This is a genomic window from Acinetobacter tjernbergiae DSM 14971 = CIP 107465 (assembly GCF_000374425.1).
Taxonomy (GTDB): Bacteria; Pseudomonadota; Gammaproteobacteria; order Pseudomonadales; family Moraxellaceae; genus Acinetobacter; species Acinetobacter tjernbergiae.
Genome location: NZ_KB894361.1, coordinates 25,514 through 51,630, shown reverse-complemented (window position 1 = coordinate 51,630; position 26,117 = coordinate 25,514). Strand labels below are relative to the sequence as shown.

The following is a 26,117-nucleotide window of genomic DNA, read 5'->3' as shown; positions in this document are numbered from 1 at the left end:
CTAAGCACCTGTTACCCAATCAGAAAATTTTTGAGATAGATCAAAACGATTAAATTGTTCTTGTGCAACTCGCTGACCATTTATACCCATCTGTTTAAGTTGCTCACGATTATCTGCAGCTTGTTCCAATGCATCTGCAAAAGCTTTTGCATCTTCTGGTGGAACTGCAAAGCCACATTGTTCTTTTATAATTAGCTCAGCTAACCAACCCGGATAATTGTTTAAAACTGGTAAACCAGCAGCAATATAATCAAAAAATTTATTCGGTGATGTTCCATAATAAAATGCTGGAATATTAGCTAAAATCTGCAAACCAATATCAGCACTTGCCATTAAACCAGCTAATTTATTTTTATTTACAGGCCCATGAAAAATAATATTATTTAATTTTAGCTCACTCGCTCGCTCTAGCAGTATCTTTTTTTGCATGCCATCACCGACCAGAACCAGTTTAATATCTATTCTTTGACGGTTTTTTAATTCAACTGCTGCATCTAACACAGCATTAAGACCATTAGCCAAACCATGTGTCCCAGTAAAAATTGCCATGAGGTCAGTTGGTTGTACTCCCTCAGGTCGCCATGGCTGATGTTCAGATGCAAAAATGTCTAAATCACAACCATTTGGAATAGAAGCTACTTTTTCAGGAGAAATCCCTCTTTTAATAATGCCGTCTACAATACCTGGAGACAAACCCACTAAACGATCAGCTGAGTGATAAGAAGTCCATTCAAGTACAGACATCATCCATAAAACAATTGGGTTTTTGATCACCCCCATTGCTTTGGGCAGTTCTGGCCATAGATCCCTGACTTCGAAAACAAATGGTTTACGTCGAAACCACTTGGCAAAAATACCTGGAATACCGGCTGTTAATGGTGTCGTTGTCGCAAATACAAGATCGTATTGTTCAGTGAATGCAACTTTGATCGATTTAAAAGCAAAACTTAAAAAAATTAAAATACGCTTGAGAAAAGAGAGCGCATTTGAATAAGGCAATTCAAATTCAATGATATCGATACCATCGACCATGCCACGGCGCATTCCTTTACTAAAAGGCTGGGTTAAACCCGTTTGACCTGCACCAAAAGATCCACACACCATCGTCACCTGATGGCCATTACGGATGAGTGATTGAGCCATAGCATAGGAACGGATTCCTGCTGACCCTTTAGGTGTCGAAAAATGCTGATGGAAATATAGAATTTTCATGTTAAATCTTTAATTACAGTAAAAATTGTAGTCGCTTGTGTAGCAATCACTTCTAAAACAGGCACTTTGCTCTTTTGATAATAGTACCTAGACTGCTCTCCTTCACACCAACGAAGCGTAATCGGCTGTTCAGACTCTAAAATAATCTCTACTTGGCCGTTGCTTATAACATTTTTCTCTAATATCCAGTGATCAGGCTGTAAACGCCAACGTAGGACTGCCTGTTGCTGAAAACCAAAGATATTATCTGCCACTTTGATTGCTTTATCTGTTAATGAAATTTTACGGTGGTGTGTACACCCCCAATGATCTTGATAACCACAACCAAATTCATCAGCGCTATATTTTAATTCTTTTGGCATTAGCCATGCGCCAAACAAAAAACGACTTAAACGTGGCATTTGTTGGTGTTGGTCAAACTCAACAGTATTGTGACTTGCAACGCCAGAAAAGTAATTTAGGTCTTCTACTGTGGAATTATAACTATAAGTTCCACCATCACATAGAAGATTTTGTCCTTTAAACCAAACATCCAGATGCAACGCATCACATTGGCTTGGACGAAATTTGAATTTCGGCAATTTGAGTGCAATAAAGAAATTATTATTTTGAGAACTAATCAAGCCGCTTTCATTAAAAAATTGATTTCGCGATGGCAGTTCGAAGTTTTCTTGCTTCAATTTTTGTATTTGAAAGAAAGCTAAACTCTCATCATATGAACCTGATTCTGGATAATAACTATGTTGATGGAATAAGGTACTCGCCAACTGAACTGTTGGTCTAAAATCGCGATAATCAGTGTGGCTTACAGGAATCAGTCGTGCACCATCATTGGCGCCTAAATTAGGGACATCCCCATCGGCTTGGGTGAATACATATAACCAGTCTGTCGCTTTCTGTAATTGACAATATAACTGCTCTGAAAAAGGCTTTAATACTAATTTTTGGCGGACGATTTCAGCTAAACAATAAGAATCCAGCATCACTCGATGGTAATTAATCGAATATTGGCTAAAACCACCATCTTGCATAATGAGCTTGTTTGCACGGTCCATCAACCATTTTTCACCCAATGCCTGCCATTGTTGATATTGAGGCTTAGGTTTCCAAAGATTTAGAACAGCTCCACCGATATATAATGCAGCTGCCTCAGATGTCCCATGATTATTATCCTGAGCAATTGCATAATCAATTGTCGGTTCAATACGCTTTAAATGCGCCTCGATAAATGAACAGACATTGTCATGAGGATGTTGCTGCTCTAAACCGATCAGCGCAGTAATGATATGCATGACACGGATGGATGCTTCCTGCCCACATTTCCAATTCGGCCCCAAATAAGCAGGGTTTTTCTGACACCAATCGTTCAACCATAAATCAAGTTGAAGCAATGCTTGCCCATCTCTCACTTGGCGCTCATGTAGCGCAAGGTCGATTAGCCAGTCAAAACGAGAAGCCTCCCATACTCCTTTAATATCACCCACATTCGCATCAAAATCAGGGATTTGATACCATGCTTTTTCTGTATTCTGAAACGTATGCTGAGTTAGAGGACTATAAAACCAATTGGGGAGCTGTCCAGCCACTGGATACTTGAGGTATCCAAAGGCTGTTAAAGTTGCGTTTACGGGTACATTCATTGGTTGATTGGCAACGCTCTGACTAAAGAAATGACCCGTTGGTAATTGTGCAGATAGCTTTTGTACAGGATTTAAACCTGTTTTTACGCCTACACGGTATTTAAACACCCTGAACAAATTAAACAGCCCTAATGCAAGCGCTGTTTGACTTTTTATGACTAAATTCATGTTTGTGCTCTTAAAATTGCAGCAACCTGAATAGTCACTCTAGCAACTTCAAAAATTTCATCGGCAGGAATTGGTGCTTCTTTTCCATCTCGAATACTATCGACAAAGACCGCAGCACAAGCATCTTGACCTTTATCTTGACGCCAGAGATTCATCTTGTTAAACCCAGGCCAGCCAAATGCTTTTAGCTTTCTGAAATTATCTAATTGTAATACTCGACCTGCTGTAAAGACTTCTACACGCTCTTTAGGGAAGCTTGAAGCGCCATTTGCCAAGTAGAAAATGGTGCCAAATGACCCATCTTCAAAACCAAGTGTAATTGAAGCCTTATCCTCTAAAATCTGTACCGCATCAGTTTCGCCCATACGTCGAGCCTGAATAGAGACAATTTTTGAACCTGCAAGGAAGCGCATCAAGTCGATAAAGTGGCATGCTTCACCAATAATACGTCCACCACCGACTGAGTTATCCTGAGTCCAATGATCTGCAGGAATTGCCCCTGCATTCATAGTCATAATAAAACTTTTCGGTTCTTTCACAGTATCCAGCAAAGTTTTCATTTTTTGCACTTGTGGTGAGAAACGACGGTTAAAACCCACCATTACACGTGCATATTGATTCTTCTGAATATTTTGATTATAGATAGTCTCAATTTTTTCAATTTCTTCTACAGTCAATGCCAATGGCTTCTCAACGAAAACATTCTTCCCTGCCGATAAAACTTTTTCAACAAAGTAAGCATGGCTATTATGGCGCGTTGCAATCGCGACTGTATTGATATCCTTATTATTCAACAAACTTTCAATGTCTGTAGACGCCTCAGCAAATCCTGTTTTTTCTCCATGAATGACACCATTAATTCCACCCGATGTTACGATGGTATGTAATTGGGAAGAAGCTTTTTTAAATGCAGGAATCAGTACACGTGATGCATAGTTACCAGCACCAATAAAACCAACAACAGCATTCTTTGGCTCAATAGAAATTGGGCGTAATACCACTTTTTTTTCTAACCGAGTTTCGACTGGAGAGTTATATTTAAGTAATAAACCCAAACCTGATTTGTCTTCTGTCAATGCATCATATGCTTTTGGTGCATCTTCAAATTCAAAACGTTGTGTAATTAATGGTTCTACATTTAAGGTGCCTGCAGCCATCATATCCAAAACAGCAACAAAGTTACGTTGTTCAGTCCAACGCACAAAACCAAGTGGATAGTCAGTACCTTTGTCTTCATATTCAGTATCGTAGCGACCTGGACCATATGAACAAGAAACTTGGAAACTTAATTCTTTTTCATAAAAATCAGCGCGGTTTAACTCTAAACCCGTTACACCAACTAGAATAATACGACCACGTTTTCGGCTCATACGTGCTGCTTGAATAACGGGATCACTGACCTTAGTTGAAGCGGTAATAATGACCCCATCCACACCAGTACCACGACTGAATGCCAGACCAACAGCAACAGGATCTTCACCTTTACCAGGATTACAGATCTCTGCACCAAATTGTTTTGCCAAATCTAATTTACTTTGATCAAAGTCAATAGCTAGAACACGGCAGCCATTTGCTCTTAACATCTGAATGGTAAGTAGACCAATGAGACCCGCACCTGTTACAACAAAGCTTTCACCCAAAGTCGGTTGAGCAAGACGAATACCTTGTAAGCCAATACTCGCGACGACAGCAAAAGAAGCAGATTCATCACTGACATTATTTGGAATTTTTGCACATAAGTTTTTAGGTACCTTCACCATATCAGCATGTGGCCCGTTTGACACCACCCGATCACCGACCTGAAAACCATCTACATTAACACCAACTTCATGCACCAGACCTACATTACAATACCCAAGTGCCAAAGGCTGCGCTAACTTAGACTTAACTGCATCGTAAGTTGTTAATAAACCATCTGTTTGTACTTTTTCAAGCACCATTTTTACTTTTTCTGGTTGTTGGCGTGCTTTGTCAATCAGTGATGCTTTACCAAAGCCAACCAGCATTCGCTCTGTACCTGCAGAAATCAGCGATACTGTCGTTGAAATCAATAAATGACCTTTTGAGCATTGAGGAACCGGTGCATCAGTAACGGTCGTACCACCATTTGCCATATCTTGAAGGATTTGTTTCATACTAATTTAGCTCACCCAAAAACACGAAATAATATAGAGATAAGAAAAATATATAAGCATTACCAAGTAATGAAAAACTGAAGTTAGGTTGACCAAAGTTTGTAATCATTATTCCTAGAGTTAACAAACTCACCGATATAACAACTACTTTTCTAAGTAAATTACCATTCCATCCAGATTTTGCAAAAACTAAGTAAAGATAAAATAAATACAGAAAATAACATGAGAAACCGACTAGACCCATCTTGTATAATATTTCAAGATACTGCTGATGTGGGGTGTCATAGCCACTTACATAATTAGAAAAAGGAAAAAATAAGTACCCAAATATCGGCTGATCATAAATCAACTTGATTGCTTCATTCCAAATCAAATCACGTCCAGAAACAGTAATATCTTTACCTGTAATCGTATCAACCTTATACATCCAAGGTTCGATAATTGGAAATAACATGTCGAAGAAAAAGGAAATACAAATTACCAAGAAAATCAGTAAACAAATATTTATAAAAATAAGTCGCTTTGATTTTAATGAGCTATAAATCATCACTGGTAACAAAACAATTAATGCAGTCACCCAACCAGACCTAGAAAAGGTAAAAAATATAATCCCTACAATTAACAACAATATAGGTATAACTAGCATTCTTTTTTTGGCAAATAACAGAATTAGAATAAAACAGATATAGAAAGAATAAAAAACGGCAATAGAATTTGGAAAACCGTATGTTTCAAATCCTAAAAACACACCACCCCAACGAGAGCTTGGAAACTGTGGATTAAAAAAAACATCAGATAAAAATAAAACAATAACCATCCACAGACTTACATAACCGGTATAAGTAATCAATGTATCAAGTGATGGGCGATATAATTTATATATTAAAAAAGCAGAAAAAACGAATAAAATATGTTTAGCAAAACGAATACTTGAAAGAAATGGTAATATATCACCTTCTTTTAAAATCGAACCAATTCCTCCTAAAAAAATAATAAAAGAAAATGCAAAGAAGCTGATTGATAACAATTTCCTTTCATTTCTTGATGCTAGAAATTTACCAACAAATAAAAAATAGATAAAACTAATAGCCAATAAAAGATCAGAGTAAGTTAAATCAATTGGCTTATCTCCGATATTACCTACAGGTAAAGAAAGCGGTAATAAAACCAAAATCATTGAAATGAGTACAACAAAGTTCCTACCAGAACTTACAGAAACTTTGTACATATTATCACCCTTACTGTGCATAAACTTGATTTAACAAGGCTATAACTGTTTCTCTACTCCATGGAGTAGCCTTATATTGTTCAAGCAATTGAGAACGTAATTGAGAGTTTTGCTCTAAAACTTGATTAGCACTCTGTTCAAAGCCTCTAACTAGATTACTTCTATCAATCGATAAACATGTAACGTACTCTAAGATTTCATCATATGCGGGTAAATTTGCTAAAATAGGATAACAGCCACATGCTATAGCTTCTAAAATAGATGAAGATAATTGATCCGAATTTGGAACAGAAATAGAGATGTCACTTGCTGAAAGATAGGCAGACATATCTTTGGGATCTAAAAAGCCTTCAACAAGAAAAATATTTGAACTATTTTCTAATTCATTTTTAACTAGTTGAGTATAAGAAGCCTGGTGATCACCAGCCATAAGTATTAAATACGTATTTGGTCGATCTTTAGAATATTTTTTAAAAGCTTGAACAACTTCAATCGTATTATATAAAGGCATGATTCTTCGATTATATATCCAAACAAGCGCATCGCTTGGTATATCAAGTTTAGCTCTAACCTTCTCTCTCTTATCATTTGAAAAACTAAAGTGCTGAGACACCCCCATGCCAAATGTTAAAATATTTTTAGAGTTGATATGAAATTTACTTACTAAAACTTGCTCCATTTGCTGTGAAGTTGTTGTTATTTTTTTTGCCTTACTCAATACTTTATTAATAAGTAATCTATATAAACTTGAACGCTTATCAGCACCAAATATTTCTGTACCGTAGGTCGTTACAATATAAGGCTTCCCACTTAATAGAGCACTTAAACCATAACCTGAAGTATTATGTGCATGCAATATAGATTTTCGCGTAAAAAATCTTAACCACAATCCCAAAAAGAAGTAGGCTAAAATCGCCCCCCCTCCTCCAAACCTTGTGAGAAAATTATATTTGACTGTCACTTTATCATCAGAGAAAAAAGTGTTTTTATGAATGCTATATATATGATACGGCATATTCATTTCATCTAAGAATTCAATCCAATGACGAACATGTGGACTACTAGCATTGGCGAGATAAATAACTGATGTCATTTTTTGCATAGTAACTTCCATTATTTTTCTCTACTTACATAGAAGAATAAAGTATTGCTAACAACATAAGCAATTAACAAAGAAAGTGATGAGCAAAGCACATTCATTGGTAATAAATTTTGAAATATTAATAGTGAGCCACCCCAAACTGAAGAAATGATCGCTAATAAAAAGAAATTACCTACAACTACACAATTTTGTATATAAAAAGCTTGTATTGATGAAAAGAAGACACATATTTGCATAATTAAAAACGTTAATATCAATTCAATATTAAAATTAAAATTATACAATTTAAATACAGGATAAAAAGCAAGCGAGCAAACAAACAACCACCCAAGAGCAATCAGCATATATACTTGCTTCATCTTCTTTTGATCTTGTAAATTATTGTCTTTTACCAATTTTGGTATAAAAACAGCACCCAGAACACTAGGTAAAAATGCACCAATTTGGAAAAACTGAAATGAAACTGAATATATTGCTGTACTTTCACTATTAAAATTCAAATTTACATACTTAACAGCAAAATACAGACTAAGCATGGTTACAAAGCCAAATGTTGCAACTCTAAGAAAATCAACTACTTTTCTTAATATTGAATACTCAGAAAATACAGTACTGAGACTTGAAACAATATTAATATGACCTTTTAGTGTTACAAAAAAAATCAACAAACTACTAAATAAAAAAGACAAACAATAATTAATAATTATTATTTTAGGACTATCAATAATCAGACTTAAAACAACAGATGAAATGAATGGAAAAAGATATATAAATATTGAAAAAAATCCTAATGCAAAATACTTTTGTTTATAAGACAAATAAGACTGTATAACAGAGTATAAAACAAAAGAAATAGTCACCGCGACAGTACAGATTAGATAATCTATTTTATCAAAACCTAATGTCAAAAATACATGGTCACCTAGCAAAATATAACTTGTTAGAACTATTAATGAAAACAACAATACTAGGCATGCTGTTCCCAAAGTACTTTGAATATGATTTATAGGATCAATATATGCTCCCGCTCTAACAATTTGAGGAGAGCTTCCCAACGATGCAATTGAACTCATAGCCGCAGCAAGCGTAATAATTAAGACAAAAGTTGCGAGAACACCATGATCAAACTGATATGAAAGATAGAAACTAAAAAATAGTTGCATAAGTTTGGATGATCCAACTCCCACAACCATCAATAACTTATCTTTCATTCTGTTGTTCCCAATTCATTATATTCGTAAGATATATTTGTTTATCTTCTGCATTAAATCTTTGAGTCAAAACTTTTGCAGGAACCCCCCCCACAATTTCGAATGCTTCAACATCTTTATTGACTAAACTTCCTGCTGCAACGATAGCACCCCGCTTAATTCGAACCCCTTTTAGAATGGTTACATTTGCCCCGACCCAAACATCATCTTCGATATGAACTGCGGAACTCCTACCCGCATTATCTTTAACAAAGAACATGGGTTTTTCTAGGTTTTTATACTCATGATCACCACCCAAAATTGTAACGCCAGGACCAAACATCACATAATTACCTATATTTATTTCTCCTGAAAACCATGCTTTGCCTCCGATAAAAATATGATTTCCCAGTTGAATATTCGCATATGTGAATATTGAATTTACAGGATTAAAAATCACATTCTTGCCAATTTTCTGAAACATCGCACCATAACAAAAGATAAGTAACTTTACCCACGCTTTTGATGAATAGAAATGCAGTGTAGCGATCATTTTCTTTAATAGCGTTATCATTGGCTTCTCTTTTAGTTTTTATTGTAAACCTTTCGTATCAATTACCAATCTTGCATCATAGTTCAGTTCCTTGAACTGTTTATGATCGACTAAAATCAAGTGAATATCAGCACTGTCTCTTTCATCTACAGAAATAAGGCGAATATTTTGTGGTATGTTGTGGGGAAGATTTTCAATATTAGGCTCAATCGCTAAAACATTAAGTCCTTGTTCTGCTAACCTTTTTGTAATTTCCAAAGCTGGGCTTTCACGCAAATCATCAATATCTGGTTTAAATGCAAGTCCATAGCAAGCAATTGTTACATCTCTGATTGTTTTATCTGGATGGGCTTGTAAAAAATCAGCAATTTTGATTTTAACTTGATCAATCACCCACTCAGGTTTTGCATCATTCACTTCACGTGCTGTTCGAATTAAACGTGCTTGCTCAGGCGTTTTAGCGACAATAAACCATGGATCAACAGCAATACAGTGGCCACCAACACCTGGCCCTGGCTGTAATATATTTACTCGAGGATGTCGATTCGCAAGTGAGACTAATTCCCAAACATTAATATCTAACTTATCACAAATCATTGAAAGCTCGTTTGCAAAAGCAATATTTACGTCTCTAAATGAGTTCTCCGTTAATTTACACATTTCTGCTGTACGGGCGTTTGTCTCAATGCAAGCACCTTTAACAAAAATACGATATAACGTGCTTGCCGCTTTTGAACAGCGAGGCGTCATTCCTCCAATAATACGGTCATTGCTGATAAGCTCTTGCAAGACTTTTCCAGGTAAAACTCGCTCAGGGCAGTGAGCAACCAAAATATCAGCTTGCTCGCCCATAGTTTGAGGGAACGTTAGATCTGGACGCGCTTCACTTAACCAAGCAGACATTTGCTCCGTTGCTTCGACGGGTGAGGTTGACTCTAAAATAACCAAATTCCCTTGTTTTAAAAAAGGTGCCAACGCTTTTGCCGCAGCTTCGATATACTTTAAGTCTGGTTGATAATCATCTTTGAATGGTGTGGGAACTGCCACAATATATGCATCGGCTTCAATTGGTGTTAGTTGAGCAGACAATTTATCTTGGGCGACAACATCTCTAACTAATGCATCCAAGTCAGGTTCAACAATATGTACTTTCCCCTGATTAATCATATCTACTGCATGTTGATTGACATCAACACCAGTAACTTTCACACCATGTGCAGCAAATGTTGCTGCCGTTGGTAGCCCAATATAACCTAACCCTATGACACATATATGCTTAAATGAATTGCTCATACTCTATACTTTTTAAATCAAAATAACGGAAATTCTTAAATCAATTTTCTTTCAAAAAATTAATAATCTGCTGACAAGCTGTCCCATCACCATACGGATTATGAGCCTCTGCCATCGTTGCATACACTGTTATATCCTCTAACAGTTCACTTACTGCATCTTCAATTGTATTTACATCAGTACCGACCAATCGGACAGTCCCCGCACTAACAGCTTCAGGTCGCTCAGTTGTATCTCGCATCACTAGAACTGGCTTGCCTAAAGAAGGAGCTTCTTCTTGAATTCCACCAGAATCCGTTAAAATAAGATAACTACGATTCATTAAATATACGAAAGGCAAATAGTCTTGTGGTGCAATAAGAAAAATATTCTCGATACCAGCCAATAATTCATTGACAGGCTGCTGTACATTTGGATTTAAATGGACTGGATAAACAATTTGAATATCTGGATATTTTTTTGCAAGATTTGCCAACGCCATGCAAATATTCAGAAAACCTTGCCCAAAATTTTCACGACGATGCCCTGTGACTAAAACAAGCTTCTTATTTAGGTCAAGAAATTTAAAATCGTCCTCAAAACCCAAAGCAAGATCATGATCGTGTTCAACTTTCAACTTCACCTGAAGCAAAGCATCAATCACTGTATTCCCTGTCACAATAATCTTGTTAGGATCTACATTTTCTTTAATTAGGTTTTCATAGGAAGACTGTGTCGGAGCAAAGTGGTAATCAGCTAGGACTCCAGTTAATTGGCGATTTGCCTCTTCGGGCCATGGAGAATACAAATCTCCAGTGCGTAATCCCGCTTCAACATGACCAATTTTAATTTTATGATAATAAGCAGCTAATGAAGCTGCAAAAGTTGTCGCTGTATCACCATGCACTAAAATTAAGTCAGGCAACCAAGCCGAAAAAACTTGGTCAAGTCCCTTAAGAACGCCTGAGGTTATATCAGATAGAGTTTGACCTGGTTTCATAAGATTCAGATCAAAATCTGGTTTTAAATCAAATAGCTCTAAAACCTGATCTAACATTTGACGATGTTGACCTGTCACACAAACTCTAGTTTCAAAGTCTTGGCTAAACTGTTGTAATTTTAAAGCCAAAGGTGCCATTTTTATCGCTTCTGGTCGTGTACCAAACACTAATAAAACCTTTTTCACCCAACCCACCCTTTTATTAATAACTTCTTGAATTGATTTAAACCCTAGAGTGCTTAATTTTCAAATTATGAAATGCTAGTGTACTGAATGACACTAAAATCATAATTTTTACTACCAGTGTTATCCTCAAGAAGACAAAAATTAATGATGTAAAAAGTAGAATATAGATACGTTCTCGCCATATTCATCTTTTTCCATCTCATTTTATCTGACGTATAGATAAATAACCCAACAGTATTGTTTAATAAAACTAAATAATATCAACATAGATAGTATACGTTATCTATCAATTTTTAGTCGAATTATTACAAACAACCCCTATAAAAACAATCAATTAAGCAAATATCAAAACACTATATGGTGCTTTATAGTAACGTACGAAATTGGGCGTACTATAGCAGATTTTTATTTTAACTCGCATCTCAATTGTATGATTGTTTTTAACAAACTTTATTTCTTGCTTACTCTTAGTTTTATGTAGCCCAGATAAACTAAACATACAAAGCATCAAGATTCAGCGATGCTTTTTTACAAATTTTCAGCTAGAATTAGCGAAATTCTAAGTCTAAAGACATGTTGTTTAATAACAGCAGATATTAATTAGATATAAATATTCAAGGGTCGAGTGTGAAGCATTATCAACTTTTTTCTATTCTTGCTATTAGTATTGGCGCTGCAAGTTGCGCTGTTACTTCTGGTCTGCAAACTTATGATATTCCAAGCGAAGGTGTATATACAACTGATCTCGGGACACAAGTTAATGTTATAAAAATTACAAGTGAAAATATAACTGCGCTACAACCTGCACAAATCAATTATCAACGAAATTACACATCTTTGTTTCAAAAAAAGCAATCCTCGTATCATTTGAGTTCAGGTGATGTGCTATCGATTCAACTATGGGCATACCCAGAAATCACCCCTCCTATAAATAGCGTGACCAACGATCAATCCGTGCAAGCAAATGGTTATCCAATTGATCAAAGTGGTTTTATTCACTTTCCATTAATTGGACGATACAAAGTCGCTGGAAAAACTTTACAACAAATTAATAGTGAGTTACGTAATCAATTATCTCATTATTTGAAAAATCCAGATGTAATTGTAAGGGTTCTTTCATATCAGGGGAATCGTTATTCGGTACAAGGAAGCGTTCTTAAAAGTGGGCAGTTCTTTCTATCTGATCAACCAATTAGTATTTATGCAGCATTAGGCATGGCGGGTGGAGTGAGTGATAAAGGAGACAGTACTTACATTCAACTAATCCGTAAGGGCATAACCTACGACCTCAATACGCTCGAGCTCGAAAAGTCTGGGTTCTCTTTACATAATTTATTAGTTCAACCTAATGATACGATTTATGTAAGCACCAAAGAAAATCAGAAAATTTACGTAATGGGAGAATCTGGTAAAAATCAGGCGTTACCAATGCGTGATCAAGGTATGACCTTAAGTGATGCATTAGGTGAAAGTTTGGGCATAAATCCTCTATCTGCCAGTGCTAGCCGTATATACGTTTTAAGAACAAATGCGGATAGTCACAGTACAGAACTTTATCATATGAACTTGATGAGTTTGGGTGATTTTGGTTTATCTAATAAGTTTAGATTACGAAGTAATGATATCGTGTATGTTGACTCTACTGGGCTTACTCGTTGGCAACGTGTCATCAATCAAGTTATACCTTTCTCAAATGCTTTATATAATGTTGATCGTTTAGGGCAATAAACTAGATGGATATAAAAAACATTTTAGTTGTCTGTGTTGGAAATATTTGCCGTAGTCCTATGGCTGAATACCTACTCAAACAACAATCATCTACTGTCCATATTGAATCTGCTGGCATTTCAGGTCTGATTGGTCATCCTGCTGATAAAAAAGCGCAATTGTGTATGCAACGCTTAGATATTGATATGAGCGCACACATTGCAAAGAAATTAAATGCAGAACTCCTTAAAAAAGCCGATATCGTTTTGGTCATGAGTAATAATCAGCAAAAACATATCGAACAAACTTGGCCTTTTGTAAAAGGCAAAGTCTTCCGTTTAGGGCATTGGCAAAATAAAAATGTTCCTGACCCATATCAACATGACCAAGCTTTTTTTGATGATACATGTCAGCTGATTCAACAGTGTGTTGTTGATTGGAAAACCTATATTTAACTTTTAGATTTAAGATTATGAGCCATAATACCAATACTGAAGATACAATTGACCTAAAAGAGCTATTTTTTGCTTTGATTGCTCAATGGAAATTAATTGCATTATTTAGCATTCTAAGTCTAGGTTGCGCATTTCTGTACCTTCGTACAACACCTGATACATATTCCGTTGATGCATTAGTTCAGGTAGAAGATAGTAAAGGTGCATCTGCTGCATTATTGGGTGATCTATCGCAAATGATGATAGATCAAAAATCACCTGCACAATCTGAAATTGAAATTTTAAAATCTCGTTTAGTTTTAGGTTCAGTTATTCAAGCACTGCACCTCAATTTGAACATAGTGAGTACGGAAGACACCTTCAGCCATCGTTTAGTCAACAAACAGAACTATGCAACAGAATACACACCAAAGGCAGTTATCTTTAAAGATGAAAGTAAAACTTTTGAAGTTCAAGCTTTTGAAGTTCCAAATAATTATCTTGATAAATCAATTTTATTGAGCTTCCATAATAATAAATTACGTTTAACCGATACCAGAACAGATGAAATCATTTTAACAGCCCCTTTAAATCAATTCAGTCAATTTACGAACCAACACGGCGTTTGGAAAATAGGAATTTTTTCTAAAGACCTGTTACAAACGAGTTATTTTATACAAAAAAAATCTCTCCCTGCTGCCGTTGAAGCTATTAGTTCAAATTACTCAGTGGCTGAAAGAGGTAAATTAACTGGAATTTTAGGTCTCAACTATCAAGGTCAAGATAAAGAACATATTACTAAAGTTCTGAATGCAATCTTGTCAGCATACAGTGCTCAGAACGTTGCTCGTCGTTCTGCCGAGACAGCCCAAACACTTAAATTCCTAGACGAACAATTACCTGAATTAAAGAAACAGTTGGATGATGCTGAACGAGAATTTAATAAATTTCGTCAGCAATATAATACCGTTGACGTGACGAAAGAATCAGAGTTGTACCTTACACAAAGTATTGCTTTAGAAACTAAGAAAATCGAGTTACAGCAGCAGCAAGCGGATATGGCAGCTAAATACACCGCTGAACACCCAACAATGCGCGAAATTAATGCTCAAATCACTACTATTAATAAGCAAATAGCTGAATTAAATAGCACGTTGAAACAATTGCCTGATTTACAAAGACAATATTTACAGCTTTATCGTGAAGTTGAAGTGAAGACTCAGCTATATACTGCTTTGTTGAACTCCTATCAGCAACTACGAATTGCTAAAGCTGGAGAAATTGGTAATGTCCGTATTGTTGATACAGCTGTAGAACCGATTAAACCAATCAAACCAAAGAAATTGCAGATACTTATGCTTGCACTTATCCTTGGTGGATTCTTGGGAACATTAATTGCTTTGCTTCGTAACTTATTGCGTACAGGTGTTAAAGATTCAACCCAAATTGAGGGTGAATTTGATTTGCCAGTTTATGCAACTGTTCCTCGTTCACCTATTCAAGAAACACGTATTAGTATCTTGAAGAAGAAGAAAACTATTCCTATTCTTGCGGTTAAGCATAGTGATGATATTGCTGTCGAAAGTTTAAGAAGTATTCGTACAGCTATTCATTTTGCGCTTGTCAATGCAAAGAATAATATTGTCATGATCGCAGGCCCATCGCCTGAAGTCGGTAAATCATTTATCTCAACGAATTTAGCAACAATTTTTGCTCAAAGTGATAAAAAGGTTCTGTTAATCGATGCAGATATGCGCCGTGGCTATATGCATAAATATTTTAATATAGATGTCAAGCCGGGTTTATCTGAATTACTCAGTAACCAAGCGGATATAAATCAAGTAATTCATCAAACTGAAGTATCTGGTTTAAGTGTTATTACTCGTGGTAAAAGTCCTGCTAATCCATCAGAAATGCTTAGCTCTGAACAGTTTAAATTGCTATTGGAACAATTAGAGCAGCAATATGATCATATCATTATTGATACACCACCGATCCTTGCGGTAACAGACGGGATTATTATTTCCCAATATGCAGGGGTAAATCTAATTGTTGCTCGATATGCTAAATCACAAATGAAAGAGCTTGAGCTCAGTTTGAATCGCTTTGAACAAGCTGGTGTAAAAGTGAATGGCTTTATCTTAAATGATATTCAACGTGCTGGTACTGGTTATGGCTATGGCTATGGCTACAATTATTCATATGCCTATAAAGCACATAAAGATGATTAATTTATAAACCAATTTTATCCAGTATTAAAAAACCAGATCTAATGATCTGGTTTTTTAATAGAAAACATAACTCATATAAAAAATACACGGATTTTTTAATTGGGTTATTCAATGCTTAAGCATAGACATGCTAAGATCATGGCCATATTTTTTATTAAAATCTCAATTTTGGACATCTCATGAGTAAAGCTTTACCTGTTATTGCAGCCGTTGTTTTAGGTGGTGCTGCACTTGTTCCGATCTATTATGCGACTCAACATCCAAATACTGAACTCGGGGCAAAAGCTGATAAGAATGCGGCACCTGTTGCAAAAATCAGTTATGCTTTAGGTTATGAAGTCGCAAAGCAGACACCACCTGAATTAGAAACCGCGGCATTCATTACAGGTTTTCGTGATGGACATGCTCAAAAACCTGCAGCATATACAGAAGAAGAATTACAAGCAGCTTATGTAGAATTCCAAAAAGAATTACAGCAGAAGCAACTAAATGCAACAAAGAAAGCTGAAACAACAAGTAACTCTTTCTTATCAGAAAATGCAAAAAAAGAAGGCGTTAAGACTACAGCTTCTGGATTACAGTATAAAATCATCAAAGAAGGTACTGGAAAGCAACCTACAGCAACTTCTGTTGTCAAAGTTCATTATAAAGGTCAATTAACGGATGGCAAAGTTTTTGACAGTTCTTATGATCGTGGTGAGCCAATTGAATTTCCACTTAATCAAGTCATTCCAGGTTGGACCGAAGGTTTACAATTAGTGAAAGAAGGTGGAAAAGCTATTCTATACATTCCAGCGAACTTAGCTTATGGCGAACAAGGTGTTCCAAACTCTATCCCACCCAATAGCACATTAATTTTTGATGTAGAATTAATCGCTGTAAAATAAATGATATAAGGAGAGCATATGCTCTCCTTTATTTTGGAAGAAATAATGAAAAAATTAAGCCTTATTTTAATTACCTCCGTGATTGGGACAGTGCATGCATCGCCCATTACCTTAAAAAGCCCAGAAAAAGACCAATTGGGCTATAGCTACGGTTATTTAATTGGCAAAAGCTATGCTGAAACTTTAAAAGATCTCAATATTGAAACTATTGCTCAAGGTCTACAAGAAGCTGTTGAAGGTAAAACACCCTCTTTAAAAGATGAGGAAATGATCAATTTATTGGGACAATATAAAAAACGCCTCGAAGCAAAACAACTCATAGAATTTCAAGAACTTGCTCAAAAAAATGAGCAAATTGGAAAAAATTTTTTAAGCGACAATGCAAAAAAAGCAGAGATCGTAACCACTAAATCAGGTTTACAATATCAGGTCATACAAGAAGGTCAGGGGAAATCTCCCAAAGCAACGTCAACAGTTAAAGTCAACTATGAGGGGCGCTTGTTAGACGACACTGTATTTGATAGTTCTATTGCTCGTAACCACCCTATTGAATTTAAACTGAATCAAGTAATTGCAGGTTGGACTGAAGGTGTTCAAACCATGAAGGTCGGTGGTAAGAGCCGCTTCTTTATTCCATCAGATTTAGCATATGGTAAGGTGGGTTCAGGTGATGTAATTGGTCCAAACAGTACGCTCATTTTTGATATTGAATTACTTGAAGTAAAATAAAAGAAACCCTCCATCAGGAGGGTTTCTTTTATTCAAGTTCTTATTTTAAGCTTTTAAATGTCGAGGACGGAAACCCATTACAAATAGCCCAACGACATAAGCAATAACACCGATTACACACAATCCCGTCACTTCTGCAATACGTAACCATTGTGAAATATCGCCTTGATACCAGGTTAAACCATACCAAAGCGCGGCAATCATGGTGATATTAGCAACTGTATATTGCAATCCCAGTTTTTTCCAATGTGCGCCAAAACGATAAATATTGCGTTTATGCAAATAGAAATACAGCATCCCCGCATTCACCAGTGCTGAACCTGATGATGCCATGGCCAAAGCCATATGCTCTGCATGCCAATCAATTAACTTAAACAAGCCAATAAAAACGACGTTTAAAATAGCATTGGCAGCGACAGCCATTAAACCTACACGAACAGGAGTTTTGGTATCTTGCTGGGCATAAAAACCAGGCGCAAACACTTTAATCAGCATAAATGAGATCACCCCTGCACTCATACATTGCAAGGCTAATGCGGTCATTCGTGTATCTTCTAAAGTAAACTCGCCACGTTGAAACAGAGCTTGAATAATCGGTGTCGACAGCATAAATAATGCAATACTCGAAGGAATACCAACAAGCATGATTATTTTAGCAGCCCAGTCAATCATGCCCTTAAACTTAGCTTGATCTTGTTCCGCATGACGCGCTGAAAGTGAAGGTAGAATCACAGTGCCAATCGCCACCCCGATTAAACCGAGTGGAAGTTCTGTCATACGTTCAGCACTATATAACCAAGATACCGAACCATCTTGCATGAATGATGCCCAAATCGTATTCAGCAATAAGTTGATCTGCGTGACTGATACACCAAATAAAGCAGGCAGCATCAGTTTTAAGATGCGATCAACACCTTCGTGCTTAAAATCAACTTTTGGGGGAATCAGTAAGTTCTTATTCCATAACTCAGGAATCTGAATCGCGAGCTGTAAAACACCTGCAACCACAACAGCCCATCCTAATGCCATAATCGGTTCAGCCATATACGGCGTTAGCCACCACGCCCCTGCAATCATTGCCACATTCAGCAATACAGGTGAAAAGGCTGGCGAAGCAAATGAACCATAACTATTTAAGATACTACTCGCAAAAGCCGTTAATGACATGAACATCAGATAAGGAATTGTGAGACGAAACATATCAACAGCGAGTTCAAATTTCTCTGAATCGTTATGGAAACCAGGTGCATAAATATAAATAATCGCGGGTGCTGCCACCATTGCCACAAAGGTGAGCAATGACATTGCTGTTAATAAGCAACCAAAGACCCGACTAATTAAAATCTGAACTTCGGCATGCGTACGACTGGTTTTATATTCGGTTAAAATTGGAATAAAGGCTTGAGAAAATGCGCCTTCAGCAAATAGCCGCCGAAAAAAGTTGGGAATACGGAACGCAACCACGAAGGTATCAAAATCTTTACCCGCACCAAATACATTCAGTAGCACAATATCACGCACCAATCCCAAAATCCGGGATAACATCGTCATTGCACTGACAATGACAGTCGATCGCCACAATGCCATCGCATTCACCTACGGCTTATCTTTAAAAAGCGTTATTGTAATGAAAGTCCAAATAGATTTCGTTGTGAAATCATAAATCCGACGAAGTTTTTTTAGAGAGTCGTTGGCGGAACAACTGCCAATCAAAATACAATCCTGGATCTGTTTTACGTTTTGGTGCAATATCTGAATGCCCTGCAATATGATTCTGGATTTTTGGGTAAGCTTGACGCAACGTTACCACAACATCAACGAGTGCCTGATATTGTTCAGCTTCAAAGGGCAAATCGTCGCTGCCTTCTAACTCGATCCCAATCGAATAATCATTACATTCTTGTTGAGCAAGATAGCTGGAACGCCCTGCATGCCAAGAACGGTCATTAAAATTTACAAACTGAATCACTTCTCCAGTTCTCAGAATCAAGAGATGAGCTGAGACCTGCATGCCTTCAATGGTTTGGAAATAAGGGTGTATAGACCAATCCAATTTATTTTGAAAAAATTGCTGAATATAACCGCCGCCAAACTGTGAGGGTGGTAAGCTAATGTTGTGAATAACAATCAGTTGAATATCTGTATCAGCAGGGCGTGCATTAAAATTAGGTGATGCAATCTGGGTCGCACCCGCTAATATTCCATCTTGCACTTGAGCAAATTTAGCTTGTTGCATTATGACTCGAATCAGCAATTTAAGATTTATCTTGCCCATTCTGACATGCTTTATCACGAATAATCGAGATGAAATACTTATTTTTTATGAGGAGGGTGTTAATATATTGCACAAGTTTTTTAGTCAAAAATACACTGGAACGGGTATGAGTATTCCTCAATCTTTGCTTGAACAATCTATTCAAATCAATATTCAACAAGCATTACAAGAAGACATTGGGGACGGCGATATTACTGCGATGCTCACACCAGAAGACGAGCAAGCAACGGCAACCATTATTAGTCGCGAAGACATGGTCTTAGCGGGTCAACCGTGGGTCAATGCCTTGATTCAAGCTTTTGACAGCTCGGTTCAAGTGACATGGTTAAAACAAGAAGGTGAGCATGTTGCCGCGAATGAAGCCTTTTTAAAACTTGCGGGTTCAGCACGTAGCCTTCTTACGGTAGAACGTCCTGCTTTAAATTTCATCCAAACACTTTCGGCTGTTGCGACTAAAACTGCGAGCTATGTCAAACAACTCGATGGTTTAAATACCAAACTGCTGGATACGCGTAAAACCTTACCCGGTTTACGTATCGCGCAAAAATATGCGGTGGCTATTGGTGGGGGACAAAACCACCGTTTAGGTCTATTTGATGCTTTCTTAATTAAAGAAAACCATATCATGGCAGCTGGTAGTATTGCTCAAGCAATTACTAAAGCACATGACATTGCACCAGGTAAACCTGTCGAAGTGGAAGTTGAAACTTGGGACGAGTTAAACCAAGCACTTGAAGCTGGTGCAGATATCGTAATGTTAGATAATTTTAGCCAACAACAAATGATTGATGCCGTCAAGCATGTTGCGGGTCGTTGTAAATTAGAAGCTTCTGGTAATATCACCATTGAAAACTTGCGTGAAGTTGCAACAACTGGCGTCGACTATATTTCAATGGGCGTACTCACTAAAGATGTTCGTGCTGTAGACTTATCAATGCGTTTTAATGCTTAAATATTCTAAGCATCGTTATCCTGTTGCTCAGTTTGTATTATATCCGAGGTCGAAATACTTGTTGTTTCGACCTTCTTTGTCCACGCTGACTTAGCTTCAGCTGAATCTGCTGGTCGTGGATCTGCTGCCATCAACACAAAAGTCACTGCAGTTAATAAAACTAGAAAAACTTGTACCATATTCCCCTTCCTTATTTATTCTTAATTTTTCTAGTCTACCAACGCAAAATGAGAAAAATTGGAATGCTATGTTACAGCATGCAAATGCTCTGTGAGCTATTGTTGAGAATGATATGCTTAACTCTATTCCGATCAGTGTAAACGTAAAGTACTAAATAGCGCAGATTAGAATAAATCATCTGCTTAGGCATCGTATTGGAAGCTTTATTTCATTAAATTTTTAAGATCATTCGATTTATTTTTATTGATTTCGTCTTTGAAATTGTTTTGAAGGACTGATCTGTACGATCGACTACAGAGTTATACGTTGTTATCAGTTTGGATAACTGAGTGAATTTTGATCGCACTGAGGTATTTTTGGCTGGTTTTTTCACTCTAATAGCACTAATTTTACTCTGTATCCATTTATTTTTACTGCGATAATTTTAACCCATTAAAAAGCAGCTAAAGATTGCTCTTGAGCTGCTTTTACATCATATCTAAATCCTACAATCCTATAGCACCCATATATGGATCAGAAATTGAGTCTTCGTTGATCTCAATGCGACCCGCAAAACGACGGCTAAAACTTGGTTCATTTTGAATCGTCACTGTAAAGTCATACCAACCACCAAATTCAGACATATCCCAGCTTAACTCTTTTTCTATTGTCGTCGTGTCGATCTGCCATACTTTATTCGGTAGGTAAGCATTCGCTTTGATAACCAATTTTGCTGTTTGGGTTCCATCATTGCGCACTTTCAAGAACAATTTTGGATCACATTCTTCCATACACACACGGATTTCTGGCAAAGCTTCAAACTGAGTTGCTTGAGCAACATTACCCGTAAAGCTGCGATGAAAGCCATTCGGTCCCAAAACCCATAAATCATATTGGTTTTCTTTGGTCTTCCAAACATCATCAAGTTGTTTTCCTGCTTCCACCATATAACGGCGTGGAATAGCATCTAGATTCAACTTATCATAAACATGAAAGACAGCAGCATGTGTACCTGTGTTAGAAAACATCAGTTTTACGGTTTTCTTTGCAGCATCGACTTTGGCACTGGTATGCAAAATATAGGGTAATGCACGTGATGGTCGGATACCAATCTCTTGCAATGGATAAGACTGGTTCAAAGGACGAATGACTTGTGCCATCCCTTCCTGTGCTTTACGAATTGCATCGGCTTCGGATTTGCTCTTTTTACCTGATAAATTATCTAGAGGTAACAGATTAGGTGTTTTAAAGTTGAATGCTGAAGTTAAATCACCACACACCGCACGACGATATGGGCTAATATTCGGTTCTTGCACACCAAAGCATTGCTCTAAGAAACGAATCACCGAAGAGTGATCAAACACTTGTGAATTTACCCATCCACCACGGCTCCACGGTGAAATAATGTACATCGGCACACGAATACCCGGCCCATAAACACCAACACCATTACTTACTTTAGGATCGGTAAAATTTGGCTGACCCACAGAAGCTTTAGCATGTGTAGCATACTCATACGACATTTGTTCTTTTGTTAACGTTGATTTACCACACACCTCACCAGACACATCAATTGATGGCGCACTTGGAGACGGAACATGGTCAAAGAAACCATCATTCTCATCAAAGTTAATCAAGAAAACTGTTTGGCTCCACAGTTCTGGTCGTTCAGTTAAAGCATTTAATACTTCTTGAATATACCACGCACCTTGTACTGGGCTTGAAGGCCCGGGATGTTCACTATAGGTGGCAGGTGCGACCAACCAACTCACTTGCGGTAATTGTCCTTTAGCAATGTCTTCTTTAAATGTCCCCAAGAACCCACCATCGGGCATCGTGTTGGCAATGCCTTTATATAAGGGCTGTGTTATATCAATCGCAGGATCATAAGCAGGACAATCTGAATTATTATTCACTGGTTTACCAGACAACTCGTTGGCACGGCGGTACTGTTTAAAACCTGCTAATGGGTTATCGGTAAAGTTATCAGGCATGTTTTGATAAACTTTCCAAGTAACGCCTGCTTGCTGTAAACGTTCTGGATAGGTTGTCCAATCATAGCCAACGGTTGATGGGCCAATATCATCTAAATCATTCACAACACTCGCAACATTTGCACCAGTTGGGCCATTGGTACCCGTCCATATAAACATCCGATTTGAGTTTGTCCCTGTATGCATTGCACAGTGATATGCATCACACAGGGTAAATGCATTGGCTAAGGCAAACTGAAAATCAACTTCTTGTTGTTTATAATATCCCATGGACTGAGGCTGCTTATATTGTACCCAATTGCCCATACGCCCGTGATCCCAAGCGAACTGACCATCTGTCCATGAATGAGGCGTACCACTGACACGCTGTGCATTGCCACGGCTGCTGTCTAGATGATAAGGATAAACTTTGTTCTTGTTCGCATCATATTGTTCCCACACCTTGCGCCCCTGAGTTAAAGGAATCGTAAAACGATCACCAAAACCGCGTACCCCTTTTAACGTCCCAAAATAATTATCGAAAGAGCGGTTTTCTTGAGTCAAAATCACCACATGTTTCACATCTTTAATGGTACCCGTTTCAACTTTGGCATCAATTGCAAGTGCTTTTTGAATGCTCATTGGAAAACTAGTAAGTGCAGCAGTTCCAAACAATGCTTTGGTTGAATTTAATAAAAAATCACGACGATTCATTTTGTAATTTCCTTATTGTTATTCTTAGGGTGCACAATGAATTTTGCAGTTCGATGTTGGTGGCTTTGGATTTGGCGTTGGATTATTGTTATCGCCATTATCACTATCATTACATGCACTGAGTAAGAAGCAACTGCTGGTTAGCAGCGCTAAAAGTAAGTTTCGCATTTTACTATCCGTTAAATATTCGTGCAGATAGTCAATACGATATAAATGACAATTCAATGATGGTTTGATCGCAATTCAATGACAAAAAATAGATAAAAAAAAGGCGGTCTAAACATACCAGACCGCCCGCACTATCAACTGGAAATTACCAACCGAGTGCCTGCTGTTGTTTCTGAATCAACTCTGCGATTCCTTTTTCTGCAAGCTCTAACATGGCATTAGACTGTTGACGAGTAAACGGTTTCTCTTCTGCCGTTCCTTGAATTTCAATAAACTCACCCGCCTGCGTCATCACCACGTTTAAATCCGTTTGGCAATTTGAATCTTCTTCGTAGCATAAATCGAGTAGGACTTCATCTTGATACATCCCGACTGAGATCGCTGCCACGAGACCTTTTAAAGGGTCTTGTTTAATTTTTTTGTTGCTCAGCAATACATTCATTGCATCAACTAAAGCCACCGCTGCGCCGGTAATGGCTGCTGTACGCGTACCACCATCAGCTTGAATCACATCACAGTCAATCGTAATCGTGTTCTCACCTAGTTTTTTCAAATCCACCATGGCACGTAAGCTACGACCAATCAAACGTTGGATTTCCTGTGTCCGGCCCGACTGTTTACCACGCGCTGCTTCACGGTCACTACGGGTGTGGGTTGAGCGCGGTAACATGCCGTATTCAGCAGTGACCCAGCCCTGTCCTTTTCCTTTTAAAAACCGTGGAACCGAATTATCAATACTTGCCGTACACAATACTTTGGTATGACCAAACTCAACCAGAACTGAACCTTCTGCGTAACGGGTATAGTTACGGGTGATTTTTACCTCACGTAACTGGTCTAATGCTCTTTGGTCAATACGCATAACGATTCCTTAAAACGATGGCACAAATATGATTGCGCCATAGTATAGCTCAATTACACGTACTTTCCCTTTTACTTATTGGTGATGAGCATCGCTTGATAGCTCAAACGACGCTCTATCTTGATTAAGCAGCTTTACCAAACAGACCTTTCACCGCCTCAATAAAGGTACGCTTGGTTTCCGTCAAACGATCAACCACATTGTCAGGCAAAGAATGAATCGCCAAACGTTTATATACACTCACAATTTGAGATCCAAACGGCGCTGTATTGTACTGTTGACCAAACTCTGCACAGACTTCACGTACTTTAGGTGCCATTTCTTGATAGCGGTTGGCAGGTACATCAGGGAACAAGTGATGTTCGATTTGATGACTCAAGTTACCACTCAAGAAGTGCATGATTTTACCGCCAGTAAAGTTTGCTGAACCACGAATCTGACGTAAGTACCACTCTGCTTTGGTTTCATTATCGATGTTGTCAGTGATAATTTCAGAGTCTTCTGTGAAATGACCACAATAAATCACGGTCGATGCCCAGTAGTTACGGATAAGATTGGCAACAAAGTTACCCGCTAATACTGGCAAGAACATTGGACCAGCGATCAATGGGAACAGCACATAGTCTTTACCAAACTGACGTAGCATCTTTTTACGTAGATTTTTAGATTCTACATACACTTCTTTCCAAGTTTTGGTGCCATCAAACAAAACTTTTTCCATCTCTAGACGTTGCAAAGCCAGTAGCCATTCAAAACCCGTTGATAATACAAAACCTGTTGGTACGTTGAATAAAAAGCGGGGTTCCCACTTTTGCTCACGACTCATGCGCATCACGCCATAACCGCTAATGTCATGATCCATGCCAACCACATTGGTATAGGTATGGTGCTTATAGTTATGGGTATATTTCCAGTCCTCACCAGTACACACGGTATCCCAATCATAGGTTGCACCGTTCAAGGTTGGATCGTTTAACCAGTCAAACTGACCGTGCATCACATTGTGACCGAGTTCCATATTTTCAACAATTTTGGAAACGCCCAACATTGCTGTACCCAACAACCATACAGGTGGAATCCAGCCGCCAAACATCAGCATCGCACGAGAAGCGATCTCGGTATAACGTACAAAGTTACGTACTTTATAGATATAATCAGAATCTTCTTTGCCAATTTTAGCCATGGTTTCAGTGCGGATGGCATCAATCTTACGGCCAAACTCTTGTACTTCTTCTGGTGTTAATGCACGGCTTGAGTTACCGCCAAATTTGATTGGAGGAATCGTTTTAGTCGGATTTACTGTCATCATGTTCATAATATTATTCTCTATCTGGTCAATA

At 37.6% G+C, this 26,117-nt stretch carries 21 protein-coding genes; 6 read left to right on the top strand and 15 right to left on the bottom strand.

Going from position 1 to position 26,117, the window contains the following annotated elements:
* The 9 genes from C502_RS0108250 to wecB are packed head-to-tail and all read right to left on the bottom strand — an operon-like array spanning position 1 to position 11,686.
* Complete coding sequence (locus tag C502_RS0108250) at positions 1-1,212, bottom strand: glycosyltransferase family 4 protein (protein ID WP_018678365.1); 1,212 nt, start codon at positions 1,210-1,212, stop codon at positions 1-3.
* Positions 1,209-3,020 carry a heparinase II/III domain-containing protein gene (locus C502_RS0108245; RefSeq protein ID WP_018678364.1) on the bottom strand — a complete coding sequence of 604 codons (1,812 nt, stop codon included), beginning with the start codon at positions 3,018-3,020 and terminating at the stop codon, positions 1,209-1,211. Before C502_RS0108245 ends, C502_RS0108250 begins: the two co-directional genes overlap by 4 nt.
* A complete protein-coding gene (locus tag C502_RS0108240) occupies positions 3,017-5,155 on the bottom strand; it encodes a bi-domain-containing oxidoreductase (protein ID WP_018678363.1) in 2,139 nt (712 codons plus the stop codon). Before C502_RS0108240 ends, C502_RS0108245 begins: the two co-directional genes overlap by 4 nt.
* A 1-nt stretch (position 5,156) precedes the next feature.
* Positions 5,157-6,383, bottom strand: a complete 1,227-nt coding sequence (locus tag C502_RS0108235) for an O-antigen ligase family protein (RefSeq protein WP_023274520.1) — start codon at positions 6,381-6,383, stop codon at positions 5,157-5,159.
* 10 nt (positions 6,384-6,393) lie between these two features.
* Positions 6,394-7,485 carry a glycosyltransferase gene (locus C502_RS0108230; RefSeq protein ID WP_228129326.1) on the bottom strand — a complete coding sequence of 364 codons (1,092 nt, stop codon included), beginning with the start codon at positions 7,483-7,485 and terminating at the stop codon, positions 6,394-6,396.
* 11 nt (positions 7,486-7,496) lie between these two features.
* Positions 7,497-8,696 (bottom strand): hypothetical protein, encoded by a 1,200-nt coding sequence (locus C502_RS0108225; protein ID WP_018678360.1) that lies wholly within the window; start codon positions 8,694-8,696, stop codon positions 7,497-7,499.
* On the bottom strand, positions 8,686-9,249 hold the full coding sequence (locus tag C502_RS0108220) for an acyltransferase (protein ID WP_018678359.1): 564 nt from the start codon (positions 9,247-9,249) through the stop codon (positions 8,686-8,688). The genes C502_RS0108225 and C502_RS0108220 overlap by 11 nt, the downstream gene beginning before the upstream one ends.
* Before the next feature lie 18 nt (positions 9,250-9,267).
* Positions 9,268-10,521, bottom strand: coding sequence for a UDP-N-acetyl-D-mannosamine dehydrogenase (wecC, locus tag C502_RS0108215; RefSeq protein WP_018678358.1), 1,254 nt, complete (start codon positions 10,519-10,521; stop codon positions 9,268-9,270).
* 40 nt (positions 10,522-10,561) lie between these two features.
* Complete coding sequence (gene wecB / locus C502_RS0108210; protein ID WP_023274521.1) at positions 10,562-11,686, bottom strand: non-hydrolyzing UDP-N-acetylglucosamine 2-epimerase; 1,125 nt, start codon at positions 11,684-11,686, stop codon at positions 10,562-10,564.
* Between the two features lie 627 nt (positions 11,687-12,313).
* On the opposite strand from wecB, the gene C502_RS0108205 reads away from it, so the two are divergent.
* The 5 genes from C502_RS0108205 (at position 12,314) to C502_RS0108185 (ending at position 17,674) form a co-directional block, all read left to right on the top strand.
* Positions 12,314-13,414, top strand: coding sequence for a polysaccharide biosynthesis/export family protein (locus C502_RS0108205; RefSeq protein ID WP_018678356.1), 1,101 nt, complete (start codon positions 12,314-12,316; stop codon positions 13,412-13,414).
* Between the two features lie 5 nt (positions 13,415-13,419).
* Positions 13,420-13,848 carry a low molecular weight protein-tyrosine-phosphatase gene (locus C502_RS0108200; RefSeq protein ID WP_023274522.1) on the top strand — a complete coding sequence of 143 codons (429 nt, stop codon included), beginning with the start codon at positions 13,420-13,422 and terminating at the stop codon, positions 13,846-13,848.
* 17 nt (positions 13,849-13,865) lie between these two features.
* The gene (locus C502_RS0108195) at positions 13,866-16,058 is read left to right on the top strand and encodes a polysaccharide biosynthesis tyrosine autokinase (RefSeq protein WP_018678354.1); all 2,193 of its coding nucleotides are present in this window, start codon (positions 13,866-13,868) and stop codon (positions 16,056-16,058) included.
* Positions 16,059-16,237: 179 nt separating this feature from the next.
* The gene (locus C502_RS0108190) at positions 16,238-16,945 is read left to right on the top strand and encodes an FKBP-type peptidyl-prolyl cis-trans isomerase (RefSeq protein ID WP_018678353.1); all 708 of its coding nucleotides are present in this window, start codon (positions 16,238-16,240) and stop codon (positions 16,943-16,945) included.
* A gap of 45 nt (positions 16,946-16,990) precedes the next feature.
* Positions 16,991-17,674, top strand: coding sequence for an FKBP-type peptidyl-prolyl cis-trans isomerase (locus C502_RS0108185; RefSeq protein WP_018678352.1), 684 nt, complete (start codon positions 16,991-16,993; stop codon positions 17,672-17,674).
* 45 nt (positions 17,675-17,719) lie between these two features.
* Here the strand turns inward: C502_RS0108185 and murJ are convergent, their stop codons facing one another.
* Positions 17,720-19,270 carry a murein biosynthesis integral membrane protein MurJ gene (gene murJ, locus C502_RS0108180; protein WP_171067622.1) on the bottom strand — a complete coding sequence of 517 codons (1,551 nt, stop codon included), beginning with the start codon at positions 19,268-19,270 and terminating at the stop codon, positions 17,720-17,722.
* 61 nt (positions 19,271-19,331) lie between these two features.
* On the bottom strand, positions 19,332-19,910 hold the full coding sequence (gene ampD / locus C502_RS0108175) for a 1,6-anhydro-N-acetylmuramyl-L-alanine amidase AmpD (protein ID WP_018678350.1): 579 nt from the start codon (positions 19,908-19,910) through the stop codon (positions 19,332-19,334).
* A 145-nt stretch (positions 19,911-20,055) separates the two neighbouring features.
* Between ampD and nadC the strand changes: the two genes are divergently transcribed.
* Positions 20,056-20,901 (top strand): carboxylating nicotinate-nucleotide diphosphorylase, encoded by an 846-nt coding sequence (gene nadC / locus C502_RS0108170; RefSeq protein ID WP_018678349.1) that lies wholly within the window; start codon positions 20,056-20,058, stop codon positions 20,899-20,901.
* 5 nt (positions 20,902-20,906) lie between these two features.
* Here nadC and C502_RS19270 read toward each other — a convergent pair whose 3' ends face one another.
* The 4 genes from C502_RS19270 to C502_RS0108150 all read right to left on the bottom strand — a co-directional run bounded on the left by C502_RS19270 (position 20,907) and on the right by C502_RS0108150 (position 26,092).
* Complete coding sequence (locus C502_RS19270; protein WP_018678348.1) at positions 20,907-21,080, bottom strand: ABZJ_00068 family colistin stress protein; 174 nt, start codon at positions 21,078-21,080, stop codon at positions 20,907-20,909.
* 486 nt (positions 21,081-21,566) lie between these two features.
* A complete protein-coding gene (locus C502_RS0108160; protein ID WP_018678347.1) occupies positions 21,567-23,747 on the bottom strand; it encodes a phosphocholine-specific phospholipase C in 2,181 nt (726 codons plus the stop codon).
* Between the two features lie 313 nt (positions 23,748-24,060).
* Positions 24,061-24,777: a ribonuclease PH gene (rph, locus tag C502_RS0108155; protein ID WP_018678346.1), complete on the bottom strand. Its 717-nt coding sequence runs from the start codon at positions 24,775-24,777 to the stop codon at positions 24,061-24,063.
* 124 nt (positions 24,778-24,901) lie between these two features.
* A complete protein-coding gene (locus C502_RS0108150; protein ID WP_018678345.1) occupies positions 24,902-26,092 on the bottom strand; it encodes a fatty acid desaturase family protein in 1,191 nt (396 codons plus the stop codon).
* Positions 26,093-26,117: the final 25 nt, after the last annotated feature.